The sequence below is a fragment of the Thermococcus sp. 21S9 genome (genome assembly GCF_012027635.1).
Classification (GTDB): domain Archaea; phylum Methanobacteriota_B; class Thermococci; order Thermococcales; family Thermococcaceae; genus Thermococcus.
Window position 1 is genome coordinate 932439 of the sequence record NZ_SNUS01000001.1, and the last position, 20162, is coordinate 952600.

Sequence of the window (20162 nt, forward strand, 5' to 3'; positions counted from 1 at the left end):
GAGCATGCGAAAGCTCGACCTTACCGAGAAGGACCCTTCTAAGAGAGTCACGATTTACTTTGAGGGGCAACCCCTGGAAGCCTACGAGGGCGAGAAGATTACCGTCGCGCTCCTCGCGAACGGTATCTACTGGCTCACGACGAGCACCGAGGGCAGAAAGAGGGGCGCCTTCACCTTCGGCCCGGTCCCGATGGTGGTCAACGGCGTCAAGAACGTCAACGCGAGGAAAACAGCTGTAAAGGACGGCATGAGGCTTGAGAGGCAGGGCTACGGCGACTTTCAGGAGAAGGTAGAAATCGACGAGGACAAGCCCGTTCTTCGCTACGTTGTTGACGTGGCCGTTATCGGCGCCGGTCCTGCTGGCCTCGGCGTCGTCAAGGAAATCGGCGGAAGGCTCACGACGGCGATAATAGAGGAGAAGGGATGGCTCGGCGGGGATTTAAAGGTTAAGGGCGTCGAGCAGGAGGGCTTTGGAGACCCGAGAGAGGCCCTGGAGGAGCTCACCGATTTACCCGAAAATACGAGAGTCTTCCTGAAGAGTGTCGCCATTGGAGTTTTCGATAAGGGTGAGTACTTCCTCGTGCCCATCGTTAGGGGCGACCAGCTGATTGAGCTCCTCGCCAAGCGCGTGGTTTTAGCCACTGGAGCCGTTGACAACATCATGCTCTTCGAGAACAACGATTACCCCGGCGTCTTCAGGAGGAGTGACGCCTTGGAGGTTATGAACGTCTGGGGAGTTGCGCCAGGAAAGAATGTCGCCGTCGTCGGGGCCTTTCCGGAGGAGCTGACTGCTGAGCTCGACCGCTGGGGGATTGAGTACGTTGTGGTTCCCAATCCAAAGCGCGTTGAAGGTAAAGAGAAGGTCGAGAGGCTCATAGACGCGAACGGCAACGTCTACGAGATTGACGCCGTCATAGTCTCCGATGGCAGAAGACCCGACATAAACCCCATAACCCAGGCCGGCGGGAGGCTGTACTTCAAGCGCGGTTACTACCGTCCGGTTCTCGACTCAAGTCATAGAATCCGCGAGGGAATCTACGTTGCAGGCAGTGCGGTCTCGATAAAGCCCCACTACGCGAACTACCTTGAGGGAAGGCTCGTTGGTGCCTACATTCTCAGGGAGTTCGGCTTCGAGGCCGAACCGTGCGTCTACGAGGAGAAGCTGAAGAACTACGAGCCGATAGCGGTTCCAGTCCACAGGCTTCCGTTAGATGAGTTCAACGGCGAGGACGTTCAGATTTGCGGTTGCGACGTGACGCTGAGAAAGGTCGACGACGTTGTGAAGTCCGGCATCACCGACCTCCAGATAATCAAGCGCCTCACTCATCTCGCCATGGGCTTCTGCCAGGGACGCTTCTGTCTCTTCAACGGTGCCGTCGTTGTATCCCAGAGAACGGGAACGCCTATGGATAAACTTGACATTCCGGTCGCGAGGCCCCCGCTCAAGAACATCCGCATGAAGGTCCCCGCGGGGAGGGATTGAAGATGCCGACGAGAGAACTTCCCGAGAGGAGCGAGATAACGATTATCGGTGGCGGAATTGTTGGCGTTACGATAGCGCACGAGTTAGCCAAGCGCGGTGAGGAGGTCACGGTAATAGAGAAGCGCTTTATCGGTTCGGGCTCCACCTTCCGTTGCGGAACGGGCATAAGACAGCAGTTCAACGACGAGGCCAACGTTCAGGTCATGAAGCGCTCCGTCGAGCTGTGGAAGAAGTACAGCGAGGAGTACGGCTTCTCCTTCGAGCAGACAGGCTACCTCTTCCTGCTCTACGACGACGATGAAGTCGAGGAGTTCAAGCGCAACATCGCGATACAGAACCGCTTCGGCGTCCCGACGAGGCTCATAACGCCGGAAGAGGCCAAGGAAATAGTCCCGCTCCTTGACATCAGCGAGGTCATCGCCGCTTCCTGGAACCCCACCGACGGAAAGGCGGACCCGTTCCACTCCACCGCGAAGTTCGCGATAAAGGCCGAGGAGTTCGGCGCGAAGCTGGTGGAATACACCGAAGTGAAGGACTTCATCATCGAGAACGGCGAGATTAAGGGCCTGAAGACGAGCAGAGGGGTTATAAAGACCGGTATCGTTGTCAACGCCACCAACGCCTGGGCCAAGCTCATCAACGCGATGGCCGGGATAAGCACTCCGATTCCGATAGAGCCCTACAAGCACCAGGCCGTTATCACACAGCCCATAAGGAAGGGAGCGATTAAGCCGATGGTCATATCCTTCAAGTACGGCCACGCCTATCTAACGCAGACCTCGCACGGTGGCGTCGTCGGTGGGGTCGGCTACGAGCTCGGGCCAACCTACGACCTCAACCCGACCTACGAGTTCATGCGCGAGGTGAGCTACTACTTCACCAAGATTATCCCGGCTTTGAGGGAGCTCCTAATCCTGAGAACCTGGGCCGGCTACTACGCAAAGACACCCGACAGCAATCCAGCCATAGGGAAAATCGAGGAGCTGAGCGACTACTACATTGCCGCAGGCTTCAGCGGGCACGGCTTCATGATGGCTCCAGCAGTGGCCGAAATGGTGGCCGACCTGATTACCAAGGGCAGAACAGACCTGCCCGTCGAGTGGTTCGACCCGTATCGCTTCGAGCGCGGAGAACTCCGCGGGGAAGCGCTCCAGATGGGCTGATTTCCCGCGATTTCCACCCTTTTCTTATCATTTCGACGGAAATTTTATAAGCCCCTCGCCGGTTCTCCCAGCGATGAGCAAGCGAGAACTCGTTGTCACCCAGGGAAAGCGCGAGAAAACGCTCAAGCTCAAGAAGCTTCGGGTTAAGCGGAGGAACGTCGTAATCTTGGCCGTAGCCATGTTCATCGCCAACGTTTCATTCGGAATGGCCTTCCCCTATCTCAGCGTCTACATGCGCCTCCTCGGCGCGAGCATGTTCATGGTCGGCCTTCTGAGCGTGGCCTTCAACCTGACCTCGACGGTTTTCCAGTACCCCTTCGGCTGGCTCTCCGACTCAACCGGCAACAGGAAGGGCTTCATAGCCTTCGGCGTGGCCTCGATAGGATTCTTCTATACCGCAATGGCCTTCGTCGGCTCCGCCACCGGCGTTCTAATCCTGAGGACCCTCCAGGGCGTTTTCGGTTCCGCCATGACCCCGGCGCATTCGGCGCTGATTTCAGAGCTCTCGACGAGGGCGGGCTCGATATTCGGCCTCTTCAACTCCATCGAGAATGCCGGTTACATGGTGGGCAACTTCCTCGGCTCCGCGATAGTTGGCTACCTTGGCGTCAGGAAGCTCTTCCTAATCTCCGGCCTCCTCCTCTTCGTATCCGCGGGAATAGTCCTTCTAATCCGCGAGCGCCCGACGGGAAGGCGCTCCCTCCTTGGCATGATTCTCGTGCAGGAAGGTAGGGAAAGCTGGAGGGCAACGGTTAAGGGCTCGGCCTTCAAAAAGCTCATGCGCGGGCACCTCGGGCTCTTCTACGTCACGGTCTTCCTCGTCATGGTCGCCAGCGGGCAGTTCTACAGCGTTTCCTCCGTTTACTTCAAGGAGGCCTTCGGCGAGTGGAGCGTTGGCGTAATCTTCGGCATCGAGAGCCTCGCCGCGGCACTAACGGGCTACTTTCTCGGGAAGCTGATAGACAGGCACGGCGCGAAGAAGTTCTACCTGATAGCGATAGCGGGCTATGGTTTGGCCTTCCTGCTCTACGCCGTCGTTAGAAACGTCTGGCTCGTCTTTGGAATAGCTTTCCTCTCGGGCGTCAAGTGGGTTCTAACCATAAACTCGACCTCCGCCTACGTGGCGCAGAACGTCAGGGTGAGCGAGAGGGCCCAGGGAATGGGCTTGCTCAACGCGATGATGAGCCTCGGCTGGGTCGTTGGCCCGCTAATCGGTGGTTATCTCTCGGGGATAAGCTTCCAGCTGAACTTCATGAGCACGCTGATTCCCCTCGGGCTGGCCTTTCTGCTTGCCTTTAAATTGTAAACCTCAATTTAATATTAACGAGTTTGACTATTTGATATTATAAACTAAATATCGATAACTTTTTATTGTCATTATTCGTACTTCCAATAGGGGAAGTGCCTATGAGGTACAGTGGTGATTGGTATGCCGAAGCTATGGCCTGTCTTATAGATGCAAACCGGGGAATAAAACCAATTGAAAATTTTCTTTGCGTTATACAAAAAAGTGACAAGATTCTAAAAAAATTCCACCCAAAGTCACGTGAGTATAAAATTGCCATATCTCTCAAAGCGGAGGCTCTAGGTTGGCTAGCGGAACATGGATATTCTCCAGAAAGAACATTGAATGATGCTATAAAAACATGCGATGAAGCTTTGAAAGTGATAACACCTACAGAAAGAGAGCTTTATTCAGATATTTTGTTAATTAAAGCAAATGCACTAGTCAGACTTTCTGAACACTCTAGTAATGCAGTGAAAAATTTAAAGGAAGCCATAACACTATGCGATGAAATCCTAACAACAATAGATTCTTCCTTACCAGTATACTATCTGGCATTAGGAACTAAGGGAAATGCACACCTCTTTCTGGCTCGATTATCAATTGATCCGGAGCTTAATTTGAATAGTGCGATTGAGGCATACACCCGAGCTATTGAGGGGCTAGCAAAACTCCAAACTGCTCCCTACGGCATTGTTCAGATATTAATGAACAGGGCAGTGGCTTATAGTGTTCTAGCATTATATGCTAAAGATAACTACGTGCCATATTTAAAAAGATCTCTAGAAGACTATGATGTTGTTATTGAAATTCTATCTAACGAGGTAAAAAGTCAAAGTTATAATAGGGCGTTAGTCAATAAGGCATTAGTTTTGATAAGGTTAGCAGAATCTTCCCCAGATTCTCACATATTGTTAGTTAAGTCCATTGAGCTTTGCAATCGTGCGTTAAAAAATCTGCTCCCTACTTCGCAAAATTATGGAAGAGCTCTTCTATGTAAAGCTGAAGCATTGTTTAAACTGGGAAAAATCTCAGAAGCAAAAGAGAAGTATGCTTCAGCTATTGAGGTATTTAAAAATGCTGGAAACTGGTTTGGGTTAGTAGGGGCAAACTCTGAAATTGGGGATATCTATTACCAAAAAGGGAACTTTAAACAGGCATTTGCCTACTATAAAGAGGCGATAGACTTGGTAGAAAAAGTAAGGTCAAATATTCTCTCTCCTCAAGAGCGTGCGGAATTTCATGGGATGTACATTGAGGTATACCAAAAAATGGTTTCTACATGTATTAAACTTGAGAAGTATCAAAAAGCATTTGAATACGCCGAAAGGGCTAGATCGAGAGTTTTTGCTGAGATGTTATCAGAAAAAATACCTGAGAACAATACAATTAGCAACACTATTTTGTCTCCCAATGTGTTAAAAGATTTCTCCGAGTCTATTCTTTATTACTTTGTTGCATATAATGATGAAATTGTTGGGCTATTGATAAATCAGGGACAAATAAAAATTGCCAAGTTTCTTGGCAATCTACATGAGATACGAAGTAATATACTAACAATACTAGAGAACTCAAAAGACATAGAGAAGAAGCTTCCAGAAAACTCGATAAATGCACTAAATAATATTTATAAAAAGCTTATTCAGCCTTTTGAGTCCCACTTAATGAATGATATTATTATAATTCCACATAGAGAACTTCATTATATTCCCTTCGCGGCATTGTGGGATGGGGAATTGTACTTAATTGAGAAGCATGATATAAAACTTGCTCCATCTGCTACTTCGTTGAAACTCTTGAAAACTAGAGAATATCCCAATAAGAAGGCACTAATAATAGGCAACCCAACACCAGATTCAGATAAGAATTTACCAGGAGCAGAATACGAAGCAAAACTTGTAGAAAAAATCCTTAAAGAGAAAAATGCTTATGAAATGATTGTGCTTCTTCTTAGGGAAGATGCAACAATAAATAATCTAAAAAATGAAATTAATACTGCAAATCTAATCCACTATAGTGGACATGCATTCTTTGATTGGGCTCAACCTGAGAATTCCGGGTTAATATTAAATGATGGGATATTCACCATAAGAAATATTGCAGAGTTAAATATCCCAGCCAATCTTGTAGTTTTATCTGCCTGTGAAACGGGACTTGCTAAAATTTCACCAGGTGATGAGCTAGAAGGGTTAGTTAGGGCTATCCATCTAGCAGGAGCACGATATGTAATTGCAACACTCTGGCCTGTCAATGATTATATTGCGAGAAGGATTTTTGAAATATTTTATCTAGAAAACGGAAGCATTGCAGAGAAACTAAAAAGCAGTCAAGAAAAGATAATCAAACTTTACAGGGAAAATATTAGTGAAAAAAGTTTCTGGTATTGGGCACCGTTTCAGATTTATGGGGGTTGACTTACACTCAATGATAGTATGCACTCGGGCGGGACCCTCTCCACTATCCTCACGTTCTTTCCGGCTTTGTAAACCCTCAGACCCCTTCTCCTTAGGCAGTCGGCGTCGATTATTAGAAGCACCACGTCCTTTCCGCGTCTCCTGCCCGTTTCGAGGGCCTCGCTTTTACTCGTCGTCAGGTGGACGAACTGCCGTTTCATGGGTTTAAGGCCCTCGCGCATAATCCTCCCGAGGTTCCTCCTCGGCGTGCCGTGGTAGAGAACCCTTGATTCGGTGTCCTCCTCGTGGTCGAGCTTAACTTTGAAGCTGTGGCCGTAGCGGGCGCGGATTTTACCGTCCCTAATCTCGTAGCGCCCCTTGGAGTCCCTCGCGACTATCTCCCTCACGAACCCCTCTGTAACGTCGGGATAAATGGTTTGGAGGGCTTTAACGAGCTCGTCCAGCGGGACGAAGCCCTCTCCGTCCGGCTTTAGTCCGAACTCCTCCGGCGAGTGCCTGAGAATGTATGCCATGAGCTTGCTGACCTTCACGCGGTTCATCGGTTGGGAAATGGAAAGGAGATAAAAAAGCGTTTCTCACGCCCTGTACGATGCCGGAACGTGAACGGGCTTTTTGACGTTGATGTCAGTAACAACGAACTCGTCGTAGACGTGGCCCACCTCGTGGACCTCGACGGGCGTTCCCGTCGGTTGCACCGTTCTGAGCGTCATTTCTATTCTGTATGCCATTCTGCCCCCGACGAAGGTTCCGTTCCTGAACCTCAGCTCAAGAATCCCGTTCGTGACGTTCAGGCTGACGTTGGTGTTTGAGCCCAGGAAGGCCGAGGCTATGGTCTCGAGGTCCTCCTTTGTGATTGGGTAGTAGAGCAGTTCGGTACCGTTGGCGTAGCTGACGTTGGAGGGCTTTCTCCTGAGGTACTTCATGGCGAACGACACGGTGTTGTACTCCCAGGTAAAGTTCAGTATCTTCGAAACGTTCAGCTTCGACGTCGCGTTGGTGAGCTTAATCCAGCTCCCGCTTGCGAAGATGTATATGTCGTTGCCCTTCACAACCTGGCGGGTGAAGATTGAGGCCCCGCCCGGAAAGGTGACCGTGGTTATGTTGATGGAAGCTTCCCTGTTCTTCAGGTCCACGTAGCCGGCCTTCCGGTAGATGATGGTCATGTTCTCGCTCTGCGTGAGGTTGCCGACGGCCAGGTTCATCGTGAGCTTGAGGCTGGTGTTCTCAAAGTAGGTGAACTGCTCTATCTCCTTCATTTTCTCCAGAAGTTCCTCGGTCGTGTATGGCTTTGGTCCCGACGCTACTGGGGTCGTCGTTCCTGTATGGCTCCCTGAGGTGACGTTTGAAGCGCCGGGGGACTCGGTTGAAACGCACCCCGAAACGAAGGCCACCAGAATAACGGAGACCAGAACGAGTGCGAGCTTTCTCATGGTTATCACCCTTCCTGTACCCCGAGGGGATACCTTTAACTTGTAGCACTTTGGAGAGCCACTGGTTGGTACAACTTCTACAATTTAAAAATTTCCTCCTGTGCGTGGAATATCAAAAAGAGAAGAGGTCACCTGAACCTCCTCAGCGCCATCTCCGCCGCGACGCTTATCGGGTCAATCGTCGGGCTTATCGGCGGGGCATAGGCTGTCTCAAGGTAAACGATATCTTCTACCGTCGCTCCCTTCTGAGCTAAGGCCGAGAGCGTCATTATCCTTCCCCAGACCCTCTCACCGCCGACTATCTGCGCTCCGACGAGCTTCCTGTCGGACTTCCTGAAGAGGACCTTGACCGTTATCGGCTTTCCGCCGGGGTAGTACTCGGGCTTCGTTGAGCCTTTGAACTTGCCGATGGCAACTTTAATCCCTTCTTTCTTCGCCCTCTCCTCGGTGATGCCGAAAGTGCCTATCTCGAGGCCGAAGAGCTCGGTTATGGTAGTGTTGAAGACGGGCCTGAAGGAGACGTCCTTACCTACTATGTGCTCAGCAGCGACCTTTGCCATTCTGACCGCTGAAGTTCCAAGCTGGCTGAGCGTTCTTTCCCCAGTTACAGCATCTATCACCTCGGCGCAGTCTCCTATCGCGTAGATGTCCGGGTCACTCGTCTGGAGGTGCTCGTTGACCACTATCCCCCTGTTCACCTCAAGCCCTGCCTCCTTTGCGAGGTCCGTGTTGGCCCTGACGCCGGTCGCAACGAGAACCAGCTCGGTCGGAACCTCCTCGTCGCCTATCCTAACCGCCTCGACTGGACTGCCGATTATCTCGCTAACTCCAACGCCGAAGCGGAAGGAGACGCCGTTCGCCTCCATCTCCTTCTGGACGAGCTTCGCGGTGTCTTTGTCGAGCATCGTCGGCATAAGCCTGTCCATCAGCTCAACGACCAGAACTTCCATTCCGAGCTTCGCGAAGGCCTCGGCCCCCTCGAGGCCGATTAGACCCGCGCCGATGACCACCGCTTTCTTCGGCTTCCTCTCGGCGATGTAAGCTTTAATCCTCCTCACGTCGTCGAGGCTCTTGAGCGTGAAGACGCCCTCGTTCTGAACCCCTTTAATCGGCGGGATGAAAGCTTTGGAGCCGACGGCAAGGACGAGCTTGTCGTAGGGAACCTCGCCCTTGTCGGTGATTACGACCTTCCTCTCGCGGTCTATCGCCTTTGCCTCGGTGTTGAGCATGAGCTTTATCTTCTGCTTCTCATAGAACTCGTTTGGAAAGACGATGACGTCTTCGGGCTTCTCTATCGTCCCGCTGATGACGTGAGGTAAAGCGCAGGGCGAGTACTGCATCGTACTTTCCTTCCCGATGACGATGATTTCGGCCTTCCTGTCAAGCTTCCTCATAAAGAGGGCGAAGTTGCTTCCCGCGGTTCCAGAACCGATAACGACGATTTTCATGAGCACCACCAGCTTGAGAAGGGCGGGGAGGTATAAAAAGTTGGCTTTGGAAATGGCGTTGTCTTTTTCAAAAGAATGCGCAGGAGAGGAGACAAACGTCAAGGTTTCCCGTCAGCGCATCCACTTCCTTGCTATCACCGCGACGATGAGGGCCATGAAGACGGCTCCGGTTAGGGCTTCAAGGGCGCTCAAAGCCTTGAGCCAGCCCGTAGGGTGCATGTCGCCGTAGCCGAGGGTTGTGAAGGTTACGAGGGAGTAGTAGAGGGCGTTGGCGAAACGGACAACAATGTTTGAAGTTTTAGGAAAGCCGTCAATTAGTTTGCTCCATATTGTGTAGGGGACGGCGTTTCCAATGATTACGAGCAACGACACACCAATTATACGCTCCCAGCTTGTGCCATAGAGGGATATCCAGTCTCCAAGAACTACTTCTCCAACATATCCAAGCAAATACAAGAACTGGAAAGTTGCTATTGAAACGGTTATGATTAAGCTCACAAAAACTATTGGGACAATCGCAACCAACAGCTTTAGGAGTTCTTTCCAGATGTTCGACGAGTTGAATAGCCACGTGGTCAGCCAGTCTTGGAGATTTAGTAGGTGTCTAACTCCCCATATTGAAGTTGCTTTTTGGACTGCGGATTCTGAGAGCTTAGATTCCCGGATTTTCCTCTTAGCTCTCATTTCAAGGACGAACATTCTATCGGCTTCGTCACGTTTGCCTTCTTTTTCAAAACTCAACCTCTGAACGCGAAGGGCTTCTATCATAGCCTGTGGATTTGAGAAACATGAACTGAAAAACTCCCAGAGTTTGGAAAGATTTGTTTCGCTTTTTAGGCTTCCTAAAAAGTCAGCTCCCTGTCTGAAGTCGCAGTTAGCAAGGCTTAGTTCATCATGAAACTTGGGAGTTGGTTCGCTGGTGTCTGTGTTTTCTTGTTCAACAAAAACCGCCAATCGTTCAAAGATTGAACCATCAAAGCTCGTTTTTCCTTTGAAAGTTGCTAGGGAGAAATTTACCTCGTTTTTAAATTCAATTCCTTTGAAATGTGTAGTACCATGAAATATTGCATCCTTAAAGTTAGCCCCTTCTTTAAATATTGTAAAGTTAAAAGATACCTCTTTAAACTCTGCTCTATTAAATGAGACATTGCTGTTGAATACAGAATTGGTAATTTCTACTTTTTTTGTAACTTGTGCGTTTGAAAACTTAATCTGTTCACTAAATTTGCATTTATTTATTAAAAAATCTTGACATTTTATTCCGGTGAAATCTATACCTGTGTTGAATATGATATTATAAAACAGTGCTTTTGTGAATTTAGCATTCCTGAAAAATACACAGGTATCATAGAGCATTATCAATGTTTGTGATTCGTACAGATTTTCAATGTCTTCTCTTTTATCAAAGTTCTCAAGAACATCTTTTAGTGTATCTCCACAGAGGATTAAATTATCCACGAGGTCATACCCTTGTAAGTATTCTCTGATGCTTCTAGTAAACTCCAAAGGTGATGTAAATACCAAATTAAGAAACTTAGCACTATCAAACACACCATTATTAAAAAGTGTAATCCCTACAAACGTACATTCTACAAATTTAACCTCTCTAAAGGTGCTATTCCAGAAAAAGATTATTGTCGGTGTTTTTTCCGTTCCAAATTGGCAATATTCAAAGTTTCCCTTATTCATTTCTACAAAATTAAAGTGAGCTCCACTGAGGAATGTTATTTTTTCGAATTTGACATGGTCAAAGTTGGCACAGCAAAATATCGCATCGTCCGTAAATATTGTTTTAAAAAATACTACTTCAGCATTAAAAGAGGTTTCACAAAAAATTGCTTTTCCATGAAATTGGGTTTCTATGAACAAAACTACCGTATTTCCGGTATCTATCTCCAAATCTTCTAAACTTATGTTCATCATCCATGCAGCTAGTTCAGGATGAGTGGATAATAACTTTTGGATTTGGTCTAATTTAAATTTAGAATTGAATACTGAGGCTTTGAACTCAACATCTGCTTTAAAGCATGTCTTATTAAATACAACACTACTATTGAAGATACTCTTTTTGAATGATATCCATCCTTCAAATGTCACGTGAGAAAAGTTTACATAATTCTTAAACACTGTGTTCTCAAACGTAAATTTTTGATTCCACTCATTGCCTTCTTCATCTATGTATTTGATAGGCACATCAGGAACCTCGGGAAATACATACCCCCTTGCATCTACAGCCTCCTCAAAAACCAGCCTCTTTATCTTCCTTCCGCCAACTTCAATCTCCTCAACCCTCGGCTTAAACCGCTCCAGAAACTTCCTGTAAAACTCCCTCGCCTCTTCCTCACTCTTTTTCGGCTTGTGAAAAATGCAGTACTCTTGGTTGGCAGTTTCAGGGTCGCAGTTCCCAAAATCTTCCCTCTTACACATGGCTCTATATTACCGAACTCGATGATAAAAACATTTTGGCTCAGCAAAATTAGCCAGCAACCAAAATCAAAAGAAAGACTTCAAGGCTCCACCACAGTCCCGCTGTGCTTCCCTCTGACAACGTCGAAGAGGTGATAGGCGTCCTTCTTGCCGACGATGTAGGTCCTTATCCGCCCGCGCTGGATGAACTTCGCCGCCAAGGCATCAACGACACCGCTTCCGCCGGCTTTGCTCTCGGCCTCCATCGCAATCTCGACGAGCCCTTCCGGCGTTATCCTGTCGAGCTTCTTTGCGTTCGGGTTCTTCCTCGGGTCGGAGTCGTAGACGCCGTCCACGTTGGTGACAACCACCAGAAGGTCGGCCTGAAGGTACTCGGCGAGGAGCGCGGAGACGGCATCGGTCGTGTGGCCCGGGTGAGTTCCGCCCATTATCGGTATCTTCTTGAGCTGTATGACCTCCCACGCCTTACGGAAGTCCTGAATGACGAAGGGATAGGCCTTCTCGCCAAGGGCGGCTATCAAAAGCATCGCGTTCGCCCTCGTGATGTGGATTCCTATGTAGTCCTTGAAGGTCTCGTTGGGCGTGAAGGTCTTCGCGGCCTTGATGTACTTCCTGGCGACCTTTCCACCGCCGACTACCACCGCTACCTCGTGGTCCTCGCTTATCTTGATGAGCTCGTACGCTATCGCCTTGATGAACTCGACGTCCGGGTCTTCGGGAACGAGAACAGAACCACCTATGTCGAAGACGATTCTCATGACGACCCTCACGGTGCTAATCGGCTCGATTTATAACCTTTTTCTTGACGGAGGGATGTTAATCGAAAGCGTTATCAAGTTGGGGGAGAATAAACGTTGAGGGTTGAGTGATGGAAATTACCGTGAGAGTTCGAGTTCCTGAGGGGGCGGACGAGAAGGTCATCGGCGAGCTAGCGGAAGTGTTTGCACGTGCGCAGGTTCTGCGTTCCCTTGCAGTGGGGGGAAGACGTGTAAAACGTGAGAAGGCCTCCTGGAGGGAGCTACGTGAGTATCTTGAGGAGTACCGCGACCTTCGTGGATAGCAGTGTCCTTTTGAACGTGATTTTTGAAACGGAGCTTACTGAGAGAGCAACTCGTTTGCTGTCCCTTGCAAAGTATCCCGTAGTCTCTGAGACAGTCATTGACGAGTGCGTGTACGTAACCCTACGCAGAAAAGCTTCAAAACGGGGAGTTCGTAGCATATACGACCTGAAGAAATTTCTCAAGACTGAGGAAGGTAGAGCTTTGATTCGAGAGTCCAATGAAGAAGTTCTCTCGTTTATAGCCAGTTATGATATGGAGATTGTGAAGGACCCTGATATATTCCTTGCTCTTAGTCTGGCCGAGAAATATGGCCTTCTGTTTCACGATGCGAAGATACTGGGTTCAATGGTTGAAAACGGAATCAAAAGACTCGTTACCCTTGACAGGGACTTCGATGGAATCCCTATCATCGAAGTGTTAACTGATGAGGAAAAATAAAGAACCGATGAAAATCACCCAATCTGGAACGCTGAGCTTCTCAGCTCTCCGCGCTCGAATCTGTACGGGTCGTACCACTCCCAGTTCAGGGAAACCTTAGAACGACCCTTCGAGATTAGCTCGGCCATGGCCTGGGCAACGGCCGGTGCCATCATGAAGCCGTGTCCAGAGAAGCCCGCCGCGATGTAGAAGTTTTCGAGGAGCTTCCCGATTGCCGGGTTGCTGTCGGGAGTTTTGGCGTAGAAGCCGGCCCACTGCCTCACAACGTGGGCGTAGCGGAGCGGGGGAGCGATTCTCACGGCGTAGCGGAGAACCCCGCGCAGGAAGTCGTAGGTCGGCTCAACGTCGTCTAAACTCTTCGCCTCGTGCTCTATCCCAGCACCGCAGATGATTCCGCCGTCCTCGCCGTCCTGAATTATGTAGGCGTCTTCCCACGCTGGCGGGCACACCAAAGGCTCTGCCTGTCCCCTCTCAAGCGGTTCCGTTTTGACGAGCTGGTGCTTGTAGGCCTTAATCGGGACGAGGTCGCGCTTTAAGCCCGCCATCTCGTTGATTAGGGGCGCCCAGGCGTTGGAGGCATTTAGAACCGCGTCAACCTTAACGCTCTCAACCTTCCCGTTGCTCCTGAACTTTACGGCGATTATGGTCTCTCCTTCGCGCTCAAATCCAACGACCTCTGTGTGCTCGCGCGCGTCAACGCCAAGCTCCCTCGCTTTCTGCAGATAGGCGAAGAGCGTCTTGAAGGGATTCGCCTTGGCGTCCTTCGGGTTCCACGCTCCCGCCAAAAACGGCTCGGTGTTGAGGATGGGCACTATCTCCTTCGCCTCATCCATGTCGATGAGCCTCGTCGGGACGCCGAAGCGGTTCTGCAACTTTATGTTGGCTTTGAACGCCTCAACTTCTTCTTCGCTCGTCGCCAAGAACAGGTAGCCGGTCTGGTTGAAGCCTATATCCGCCTCAAGCTCCTCCTCGAGTTTCTCCCAGCGCTCAACCGAGTGCTTCATGAGCCTGATGTTGGCCTCGTCTGTGAACTGGGCGCGTATTCCAGTGGCACAGCGGAAGGTGGAGCCTGAGCCGAAGTAGTTCTTCTCGAAGAGGACAACCTCCTCGCCGAGCTTGGCCAGCTCGTAGGCCGTGGCGACCCCGATTATTCCGCCTCCGATTACCGCGATTCTACTCATCGGCACCACCCACGATGACCTCTACGCGGACCGGCCGAATCGGGACCCTCGCCTTCGGGAGCGGTATCTCCTCGGGCCTCTTCCCGGTCTTCCTTGCGAGGATTGAGATTACGATTGGAATGCACGTCCTCCCTTGGCACGGCCCCATGCCGACGCGGAGGAGCCTTTTAATTTCCTCGATGTCCGTGACGCCGGAATCGATGAGCCTCTCGACGTCTTCAACCGTTACGTCGTTACAGCGGCAGACGATTTTCTTCCCGGTCATTCTCTCACCACCCTAACCGCCCGAACATCCCAGGCCAGCTCAATCGGCACCTCGACGACGAGTATCGGCGTGTCGCCCTTGCTCTTCTCCCTCGGGACGACGGTGATTACCTTCCCCTTTCCGACCGGCTCGCCGACTCTGTTGAGGAGAACGACCTCCTCGCCCCGCTCCGGAACTGGAAGAAGCTCGTGGGGCATCGTTATGCGCGCTTTGTCGCCGACGTAGTGCACCATGAAAAACGCCAGACCTGGACAGATTTGGACGCAGAGGGAGCAACCGATGCACTTGTCGTAGTCGACAATCGGCAGGTCGTTCGGGGTGGGCATGTTTATCGCGCCCGTCGGACATATCTCCCTGCACGGGGCGCAGGGTATCTCCTGGGGGCACTCGGGAACTGCAACGGGCCTCTTCCTGAGCCTCTCCTCGCTCGGCTTCGGAATTATCGAGAACAGCTCCTCCGGGGTTATGTATCCCCTCTGAAGGTAGGGCGGTACCTCGCTCATGCTCTCGCCTCCGCGAGTATTTTCCTAATCCCCTCCGCCACGTGCCTGCCGAAGGGCCCGGAGCGGAACTCGTCGAGGTCGCGCTGGGCCTTCTCTATCTCCTCAACCCAGCTCTCGTTCGCTATTCTGAGCCTCAGCGCTGCTGCTATTCCCGCTATCTTGCCCTCGAGCATCGCGGTGGTTGCCTCCTCAATCCCGGCCGAATCCCCCGCAACGAAGATTCCCCGAACGGTCGTTTCCATCCATTCGTCGCGAACCGCCACGTGGCCACCCAGCTCGCGGACGTACTTTATCTGACAGCCGGCCTGGTGGAGCAGTTCGATGCTGGGCCTCAGGCCAACGGCGAGCGCTATGACGTCGACCTCGAACGTCTTCTCGGTTCCCGGAATCGGCCTCCAGTTCTCGTCGAGCTGGGCCACAACGGCTCTCTCGACCTTTTCCCTTCCTTCGGCGCGGAGGATGGTGTGTCTCGTGAGTATCGGAACTCCAAGGCGCCTGACCTTCGCCGCGTGGACGAAGTAGCCTCCGACTTTGGGCATGGCCTCAACTATCGCCTTCACCTCGACGCCGGCCTGAATGAGCTGGTAGGCGAGGATAAGCCCCACGTTTCCCGCTCCAACGATGAGAACCCTGTCTCCGGGTTTGACGCCGTAGGTGTTCATGAGCGTCTGGATTGCTCCGGCGCCGTAAACCCCGGGTAAATCGTTGTTCTCGAAGGGAATCATCCTCTCCATCGCGCCGGTGGCGACGATAACCGCCCTTCCCCGGAACTCTATCAGCTCACGCTCCTTTCTGACGGCTAAGATGAGCTTCTCTTCGTCCTCCTGGAAGATGCCGACGGCAGAGGTTTCGAGAAAGACCTCGACGTTCTCACTCTTCCTCAGCTCCTCCTCGAGGATTCTCGCGATTTCCACTCCCCTGACTCCCGCGAACTGCTCGCGCTTTCCAAAGAACTTGTGGGTCTGCTTGACGAGCTGGCCACCGAGGGTGTGGTTCTCGTCTATGAGAACAACCTTCGCTCCGGCCCTCGATGCGTGGATTGCCGCCATCAGGCCCGCAGGACCACCACCTACCACGATGATGTCCGCCCTAACGACCTTCGCATCTTTGAATTCCGGTGGCTTGGCCTTCGTCGGGAGCCTGGACCTTCCGTGCTGGCGCTCTATCCTCATGCCGTCCTCGACGAGGGTTATGCACGTCCTGACGTTTGGAATCCCGTTGACGACCATCAGGCAGGAGGAACACTTGCCGATGGCGCAGAAGAGGCCCCTCGGGCGCTTTTCGTTCGGGGAGTAGTTGAGGACCCTAATTCCCGAGGCGTGTAAAGCTGTTGCTATCGTCTCGCCCTCGTAGGCCCTGATAGGTTTTCCTTCGAAGTATATTGTAACTTCTCTACCGCGTTCAAACCTGAGAACAGGATGTTCATTGAGGCGCATTAAGCGTCACCTATGAGCGAATGCTCCCACGGGCTTATGAAAATTTTTCAACCCGATGGTGGGCAACCTTTGGTTTTCGAGCTACCAAACCTTTATATATCCGGGCTTGGAACTAACGTTGGCGGCGGGCTAGGCCGGGGGGTTCGGCGTCCCCTGTAACCGGAAACCGCCGATATGCCGGGGCCGAAGCCCGGGGGGCGGTTCCCAAAACCGCGCCCCGAAGCCGGGGTGCAACGATGAGCCCTCGTCCCGGGGGGCCGGCGGTGGGCGAGGTCCGGCTGGAGGGCCGGGCTAACGCCCTTTGCCCGCCGAACTCCGCCAGGCCCGGAAGGGAGCAGCGGTAGGCGGGACGTTCGGCGCTCCCGGGGTAGCGGGGGTGAGGGAGCCCCGGTGGAGGGGCGCGGCGGAGGGTTCCCACCCCCGGGCGCGCCCGCCGTCGCTAAACTTTTGAACGGTTCTATCCAAATCTTAACGGTGGTTTCGATGCACCCGAAGATAGGTTCCCTTCTCGCGAGGTTTCCCAGGGTCGAGCTGATAAAGTGGGAGACCCCGATTCAGTACCTCCCGAAGGTCAGCGAAAGGCTCGGGGTTGACGTCTACGTCAAGCGCGACGACTTGACCGGCTTCGGAATCGGCGGGAACAAGGTTAGGAAGCTTGAGTTCCTCCTCGGCGATGCGATAGCCAGGGGTTGCGACACGGTCATAACAACCGGTGCCGTTCACTCCAATCATGCGTTCGTTACCGCTCTCGCTGCAAAAAGCCTCGGGTTGGATGCCGTTCTCGTTCTTCGCGGTAAGGAACAGCTCAAGGGCAACTACCTCCTCGACAGGCTCATGGGAATCGAGACGAGGGTCTACAGCGTCGAGAAGACGAGCGAGCTGTGGCCGATTGCTCAAAAGGTCGCCGAAGAGCTGAAAAAGGAGGGCAGAAAACCCTACCTCATTCCAGCGGGTGGAGCCTCTCCCGTTGGAACGCTCGGTTACGTGAGGGCCGTTGGAGAAATCCACGCCCAGATGAAGAGGCTCGGCGTTGAGTTCGACTCGGTCGTTGACGCCGTCGGCAGTGGGGGAACTCTGGCGGGCCTGCTCCTTGGCTCGGCCCTCGTGAAGGCCCCATGGAAGGTCGTCGGTATGGACGTCGGTGGCTTCGTTGAAGGCCTTGGAGAGCGCGTTAAAAGCCTCGCCCTTCAGGCGTCGGAGCTGATGGGCGTTACCGTTGAAGTTCCAGAGCCAGAAATCCACGACTACGGCTTCGGGGCATATGGAAAGATAGTGAAGGAGGTCGCCGAGCTAATAAGGTTCGTCGGCACGAGCGAGGGGATAATCCTCGACCCTGTCTACACCGGAAAGGCCTTCTACGGTCTCATGGAGCTGGCCGAGAGGGGAGAACTCGGCGAAACGGTGCTCTTCATCCACACCGGTGGCTTCCCGGGCGTCTTCCACTACGGCGAAGAGATGCTGGAACTAATCCAAAAGGCTTAAAGTTCCTCCCTCTTTTTGCCTTTGAGGTGTCAAGATGGCGAGCCTTGAGGTCGAGCTCTTCGAAATAAGGTTCGAGAACCCGCTCATTCTCGCATCTGGAATCAACGACAAAGTTCCAGAGCAGTGGATTCGAGCGCACGAGGAAGGTGCCGGAGGAGTCGTTACGAAATCAATCGGAATCGAGCCGAGGAAAGGTTACGACAACCCCACAATCGTCGAGCTTCCTTACGGCTTGATAAACGCGATGGGCCTCCCAAACCCCGGCTGGAAGGGCTTCCTTGAGATGGTTGAGGGTTACACCTTCGACTTCCCGCTGATAGTCTCGATTTTCGGCGGAACGCCGGAGGAGTTCGCCTTCTTAGCCCAAAAGCTGAGCGATGTGGCGGATGCCTTCGAGCTGAACCTCAGCTGCCCCCACGCGAAGGGCTACGGTATGGAAATCGGTCAGAACCCGGAGAACGTCTACGAGGTTGTGAAGGCCGTCAAGGACGCGACGGACAGGCCGGTTATCGCGAAGCTGACGCCGAACATCGACGACATCACGAAGCTCGGCTTGGCGGCTGAGAAGGCCGGTGCAGATGCCGTCTCGGCGATAAACACTCTCAAGGCCGTTGCCATTGACATCTACGCGAGGAAACCAGTCCTCAGCAACCGCGTTGGAGGCTACTCCGGGCCCGGCGTTAAGCCAGTCGCGCTCAGGGCTGTCTATGACCTTGCGAGGGTTCTTGAGGTTCCGGTGGTAGGCATCGGCGGAATAACCACGTGGCAGGACGCCGTTGAGTTTCTCCTGGCCGGAGCTTCGGCGCTTCAGATTGGAACGGCGGTCTCACTCAGGGGCTGGAGAGTATTCAGGGAAATCAACGAGGGCATCGAAGCCTACCTCGAAAGCGAGGGCTTTTCGAGCGTGGAGGAGATAGTTGGCCTGGCGCTGGAGGAGTAATTATGAAGGAGTGGAAAACGCTCTCGTTGGGCAGAGATTTGAATCCTGAAGAAATAGAAAAAGCCACGGAAGAGGCTCTCAATGAGGCTACAAGTGACATCGAACTTCCGGAAAACTTTAAGCCTTCAAAATTGGATTTGAGCTGGGTGAGAAAGATGAAGCGCGCGGTGGTGCTGTTTTCCGGTGGACTCGATTCAACGGCCTGCCTCTACTGGGCGAAGAAGAACTACGACGAGGTCATAATGCTCGTCATCAACTACGGGAGCAACGAGGAGCGCGTTACTAACAAAGTCGCGGAGTTCTTCTCGAAGGAGCTGAACGTCCCGCTGAAGATAGTTCGCCTTGACTTCCTCGAGGAGTTCTCAAAGCTTTGCGGAACGACGCTCGTCGGCGGGGAGACGCCGAAGGTAACCGCAGAGGAGCTCGAGGACTTTGAGAGGGCAAAGGAGACGGCCAAAAGCGTCTGGGTTCCGGCTCGTAACGTGGTTTTGATAGCGGTCGCGGCTTCACTGCTCGATGCTCTCGGCGGAGGGGACATAATCGTCGGCTTCAACGCGGAGGAAGGTGCCACTTTCCCGGACAACACGCCCGAGTTCGTTGAGAAGATGAACGAGATGCTAAAGTATGGGACGATGGCCGAGGTGAAAGTCGTTGCCCCGCTCATAAACCTTGACAAAAAAGGTATAGCAAAGCTCCTTAAGGAGCTCGGCGCGAAGTACGAGTACTCAAACTCCTGCTACATGCCGAAGGGCTTCACAGAGGACGGGAAGCCGATACACTGCGGTGAATGTGAGAGCTGTGTCCGGAGGCACCGCGGTCTCATCGAGGGCATAGGGGAGGACAGGACCGTTTACGCGGTGGAGCCGAAGATTTGATGTCCACCTCTGTTCATTTGCCACCGCAAGATTTATAAATCTCTTCCTTGCCCTTATCTTTGGGCGTGGGGCGGTAGCTCAGCCTGGGAGAGCGCCGGACTGAAGATCCGGGTGTCGGGGGTTCAAATCCCCCTCGCCCCACCACTTTCTGTGCGGTGGTAGTCTAGCCTGGTCTAGGACACCGGCCTTCCAAGCCGGTGACCCGGGTTCAAATCCCGGCCACCGCACCACAATCTGCTTTTGGAGCTTTGAGATAGCGTCTTCTTGTGAGACAATTGCCGCGAGAATCATGTTCACCACCTGCGACAAGTTGTAGCCTCTACTGCGAACT

The 20162-nt window shown here is 52.4% G+C and carries 18 protein-coding genes, 2 tRNA genes and 1 other RNA gene; 12 read left to right on the forward strand and 9 right to left on the reverse strand.

Annotated features, from left to right (window positions below):
- Positions 1 to 4: 4 nt before the first annotated feature.
- From E3E28_RS05310 to E3E28_RS05325, 4 genes are all read left to right on the forward strand, one after another.
- Positions 5 to 1483 carry an FAD-dependent oxidoreductase gene (locus E3E28_RS05310; protein ID WP_167914327.1) on the forward strand — a complete coding sequence of 493 codons (1479 nt, stop codon included), beginning with the start codon at positions 5 to 7 and terminating at the stop codon, positions 1481 to 1483.
- 2 nt (positions 1484 to 1485) lie between these two features.
- A complete protein-coding gene (locus tag E3E28_RS05315) occupies positions 1486 to 2646 on the forward strand; it encodes an FAD-binding oxidoreductase (RefSeq protein ID WP_167915226.1) in 1161 nt (386 codons plus the stop codon).
- Between the two features lie 73 nt (positions 2647 to 2719).
- A complete protein-coding gene (locus tag E3E28_RS05320; RefSeq protein WP_167914328.1) occupies positions 2720 to 3952 on the forward strand; it encodes an MFS transporter in 1233 nt (410 codons plus the stop codon).
- Between the two features lie 101 nt (positions 3953 to 4053).
- Entirely contained in the window at positions 4054 to 6345 is a 2292-nt protein-coding gene (locus E3E28_RS05325; protein WP_240921714.1) for a CHAT domain-containing tetratricopeptide repeat protein, read from the forward strand.
- Here the strand turns inward: E3E28_RS05325 and E3E28_RS05330 are convergent.
- The 5 genes from E3E28_RS05330 to pyrH all read right to left on the reverse strand — a co-directional run bounded on the left by E3E28_RS05330 (position 6333) and on the right by pyrH (position 12408).
- Entirely contained in the window at positions 6333 to 6884 is a 552-nt protein-coding gene (locus E3E28_RS05330; RefSeq protein WP_167914330.1) for an RNA 2'-phosphotransferase, read from the reverse strand. The genes E3E28_RS05325 and E3E28_RS05330 overlap by 13 nt on opposite strands.
- Positions 6885 to 6920: 36 nt before the next feature.
- Positions 6921 to 7775 carry a hypothetical protein gene (locus tag E3E28_RS05335; RefSeq protein WP_167914331.1) on the reverse strand — a complete coding sequence of 285 codons (855 nt, stop codon included), beginning with the start codon at positions 7773 to 7775 and terminating at the stop codon, positions 6921 to 6923.
- Positions 7776 to 7903: 128 nt separating this feature from the next.
- Positions 7904 to 9223 (reverse strand): NAD(P)/FAD-dependent oxidoreductase, encoded by a 1320-nt coding sequence (locus E3E28_RS05340; protein ID WP_167915227.1) that lies wholly within the window; start codon positions 9221 to 9223, stop codon positions 7904 to 7906.
- A gap of 111 nt (positions 9224 to 9334) precedes the next feature.
- Positions 9335 to 11650 carry a pentapeptide repeat-containing protein gene (locus E3E28_RS05345; RefSeq protein ID WP_167914332.1) on the reverse strand — a complete coding sequence of 772 codons (2316 nt, stop codon included), beginning with the start codon at positions 11648 to 11650 and terminating at the stop codon, positions 9335 to 9337.
- A gap of 80 nt (positions 11651 to 11730) precedes the next feature.
- Positions 11731 to 12408, reverse strand: coding sequence for a UMP kinase (gene pyrH, locus E3E28_RS05350; RefSeq protein WP_167915228.1), 678 nt, complete (start codon positions 12406 to 12408; stop codon positions 11731 to 11733).
- A 110-nt stretch (positions 12409 to 12518) separates the two neighbouring features.
- Between pyrH and E3E28_RS05355 the strand changes: the two genes are divergently transcribed.
- Positions 12519 to 12710 (forward strand): hypothetical protein, encoded by a 192-nt coding sequence (locus E3E28_RS05355; protein ID WP_167914333.1) that lies wholly within the window; start codon positions 12519 to 12521, stop codon positions 12708 to 12710.
- Between the two features lie 16 nt (positions 12711 to 12726).
- On the forward strand, positions 12727 to 13149 hold the full coding sequence (locus E3E28_RS05360; RefSeq protein WP_342764505.1) for a PIN domain-containing protein: 423 nt from the start codon (positions 12727 to 12729) through the stop codon (positions 13147 to 13149).
- A gap of 14 nt (positions 13150 to 13163) precedes the next feature.
- Here the strand turns inward: E3E28_RS05360 and E3E28_RS05365 are convergent, their stop codons facing one another.
- Genes E3E28_RS05365 through E3E28_RS05380 form a run of 4 tightly spaced genes read right to left on the reverse strand, consistent with a single transcriptional unit; the run spans position 13164 to position 16534 of the window.
- Entirely contained in the window at positions 13164 to 14330 is a 1167-nt protein-coding gene (locus E3E28_RS05365) for an FAD-binding oxidoreductase (protein ID WP_167914335.1), read from the reverse strand.
- Positions 14323 to 14595: a (2Fe-2S)-binding protein gene (locus tag E3E28_RS05370; RefSeq protein ID WP_042691515.1), complete on the reverse strand. Its 273-nt coding sequence runs from the start codon at positions 14593 to 14595 to the stop codon at positions 14323 to 14325. The genes E3E28_RS05365 and E3E28_RS05370 overlap by 8 nt, the downstream gene beginning before the upstream one ends.
- Complete coding sequence (locus E3E28_RS05375; protein ID WP_167914336.1) at positions 14592 to 15098, reverse strand: 4Fe-4S dicluster domain-containing protein; 507 nt, start codon at positions 15096 to 15098, stop codon at positions 14592 to 14594. Before E3E28_RS05375 ends, E3E28_RS05370 begins: the two co-directional genes overlap by 4 nt.
- On the reverse strand, positions 15095 to 16534 hold the full coding sequence (locus E3E28_RS05380; protein WP_167914337.1) for an FAD-dependent oxidoreductase: 1440 nt from the start codon (positions 16532 to 16534) through the stop codon (positions 15095 to 15097). Before E3E28_RS05380 ends, E3E28_RS05375 begins: the two co-directional genes overlap by 4 nt.
- Before the next feature lie 122 nt (positions 16535 to 16656).
- Between E3E28_RS05380 and ffs the strand changes: the two genes are divergently transcribed.
- The 6 genes from ffs to E3E28_RS05410 all read left to right on the forward strand — a co-directional run bounded on the left by ffs (position 16657) and on the right by E3E28_RS05410 (position 20061).
- Positions 16657 to 16970: signal recognition particle sRNA (ffs, locus tag E3E28_RS05385), an RNA gene on the forward strand.
- Between the two features lie 47 nt (positions 16971 to 17017).
- Positions 17018 to 18016, forward strand: a complete 999-nt coding sequence (locus tag E3E28_RS05390) for a pyridoxal-phosphate dependent enzyme (protein WP_167915229.1) — start codon at positions 17018 to 17020, stop codon at positions 18014 to 18016.
- Positions 18017 to 18050: 34 nt separating this feature from the next.
- Complete coding sequence (locus E3E28_RS05395; RefSeq protein ID WP_167914338.1) at positions 18051 to 18956, forward strand: dihydroorotate dehydrogenase; 906 nt, start codon at positions 18051 to 18053, stop codon at positions 18954 to 18956.
- 155 nt (positions 18957 to 19111) lie between these two features.
- Positions 19112 to 19831 (forward strand): 7-cyano-7-deazaguanine synthase QueC, encoded by a 720-nt coding sequence (gene queC, locus E3E28_RS05400; RefSeq protein ID WP_167914339.1) that lies wholly within the window; start codon positions 19112 to 19114, stop codon positions 19829 to 19831.
- A 67-nt stretch (positions 19832 to 19898) separates the two neighbouring features.
- Positions 19899 to 19975: transfer RNA gene (locus E3E28_RS05405), tRNA-Phe, on the forward strand.
- Between the two features lie 8 nt (positions 19976 to 19983).
- Positions 19984 to 20061: transfer RNA gene (locus tag E3E28_RS05410), tRNA-Gly, on the forward strand.
- Positions 20062 to 20162: the final 101 nt, after the last annotated feature.

Bases quoted from the DNA above. Each gene is read 5' to 3' on its own strand.
- E3E28_RS05310 (WP_167914327.1), top strand. From the start codon at position 5: ATGCGAAAGCTCGACCTTACCGAGAAGGACCCTTCTAAGAGAGTCACG.
- E3E28_RS05315 (WP_167915226.1), top strand. From the start codon at position 1,486: ATGCCGACGAGAGAACTTCCCGAGAGGAGCGAGATAACGATTATCGGT.
- E3E28_RS05320 (WP_167914328.1), top strand. From the start codon at position 2,720: ATGAGCAAGCGAGAACTCGTTGTCACCCAGGGAAAGCGCGAGAAAACG.
- E3E28_RS05325 (WP_240921714.1), top strand. From the start codon at position 4,054: ATGAGGTACAGTGGTGATTGGTATGCCGAAGCTATGGCCTGTCTTATA.
- E3E28_RS05330 (WP_167914330.1), bottom strand. From the start codon at position 6,884: ATGAACCGCGTGAAGGTCAGCAAGCTCATGGCATACATTCTCAGGCAC.
- E3E28_RS05335 (WP_167914331.1), bottom strand. From the start codon at position 7,775: ATGAGAAAGCTCGCACTCGTTCTGGTCTCCGTTATTCTGGTGGCCTTC.
- E3E28_RS05340 (WP_167915227.1), bottom strand. From the start codon at position 9,223: ATGAAAATCGTCGTTATCGGTTCTGGAACCGCGGGAAGCAACTTCGCC.
- E3E28_RS05345 (WP_167914332.1), bottom strand. From the start codon at position 11,650: ATGTGTAAGAGGGAAGATTTTGGGAACTGCGACCCTGAAACTGCCAAC.
- pyrH (WP_167915228.1), bottom strand. From the start codon at position 12,408: ATGAGAATCGTCTTCGACATAGGTGGTTCTGTTCTCGTTCCCGAAGAC.
- E3E28_RS05355 (WP_167914333.1), top strand. From the start codon at position 12,519: ATGGAAATTACCGTGAGAGTTCGAGTTCCTGAGGGGGCGGACGAGAAG.
- E3E28_RS05365 (WP_167914335.1), bottom strand. From the start codon at position 14,330: ATGAGTAGAATCGCGGTAATCGGAGGCGGAATAATCGGGGTCGCCACG.
- E3E28_RS05370 (WP_042691515.1), bottom strand. From the start codon at position 14,595: ATGACCGGGAAGAAAATCGTCTGCCGCTGTAACGACGTAACGGTTGAA.
- E3E28_RS05375 (WP_167914336.1), bottom strand. From the start codon at position 15,098: ATGAGCGAGGTACCGCCCTACCTTCAGAGGGGATACATAACCCCGGAG.
- E3E28_RS05380 (WP_167914337.1), bottom strand. From the start codon at position 16,534: ATGCGCCTCAATGAACATCCTGTTCTCAGGTTTGAACGCGGTAGAGAA.
- E3E28_RS05390 (WP_167915229.1), top strand. From the start codon at position 17,018: ATGCACCCGAAGATAGGTTCCCTTCTCGCGAGGTTTCCCAGGGTCGAG.
- E3E28_RS05395 (WP_167914338.1), top strand. From the start codon at position 18,051: ATGGCGAGCCTTGAGGTCGAGCTCTTCGAAATAAGGTTCGAGAACCCG.
- queC (WP_167914339.1), top strand. From the start codon at position 19,112: ATGAAGCGCGCGGTGGTGCTGTTTTCCGGTGGACTCGATTCAACGGCC.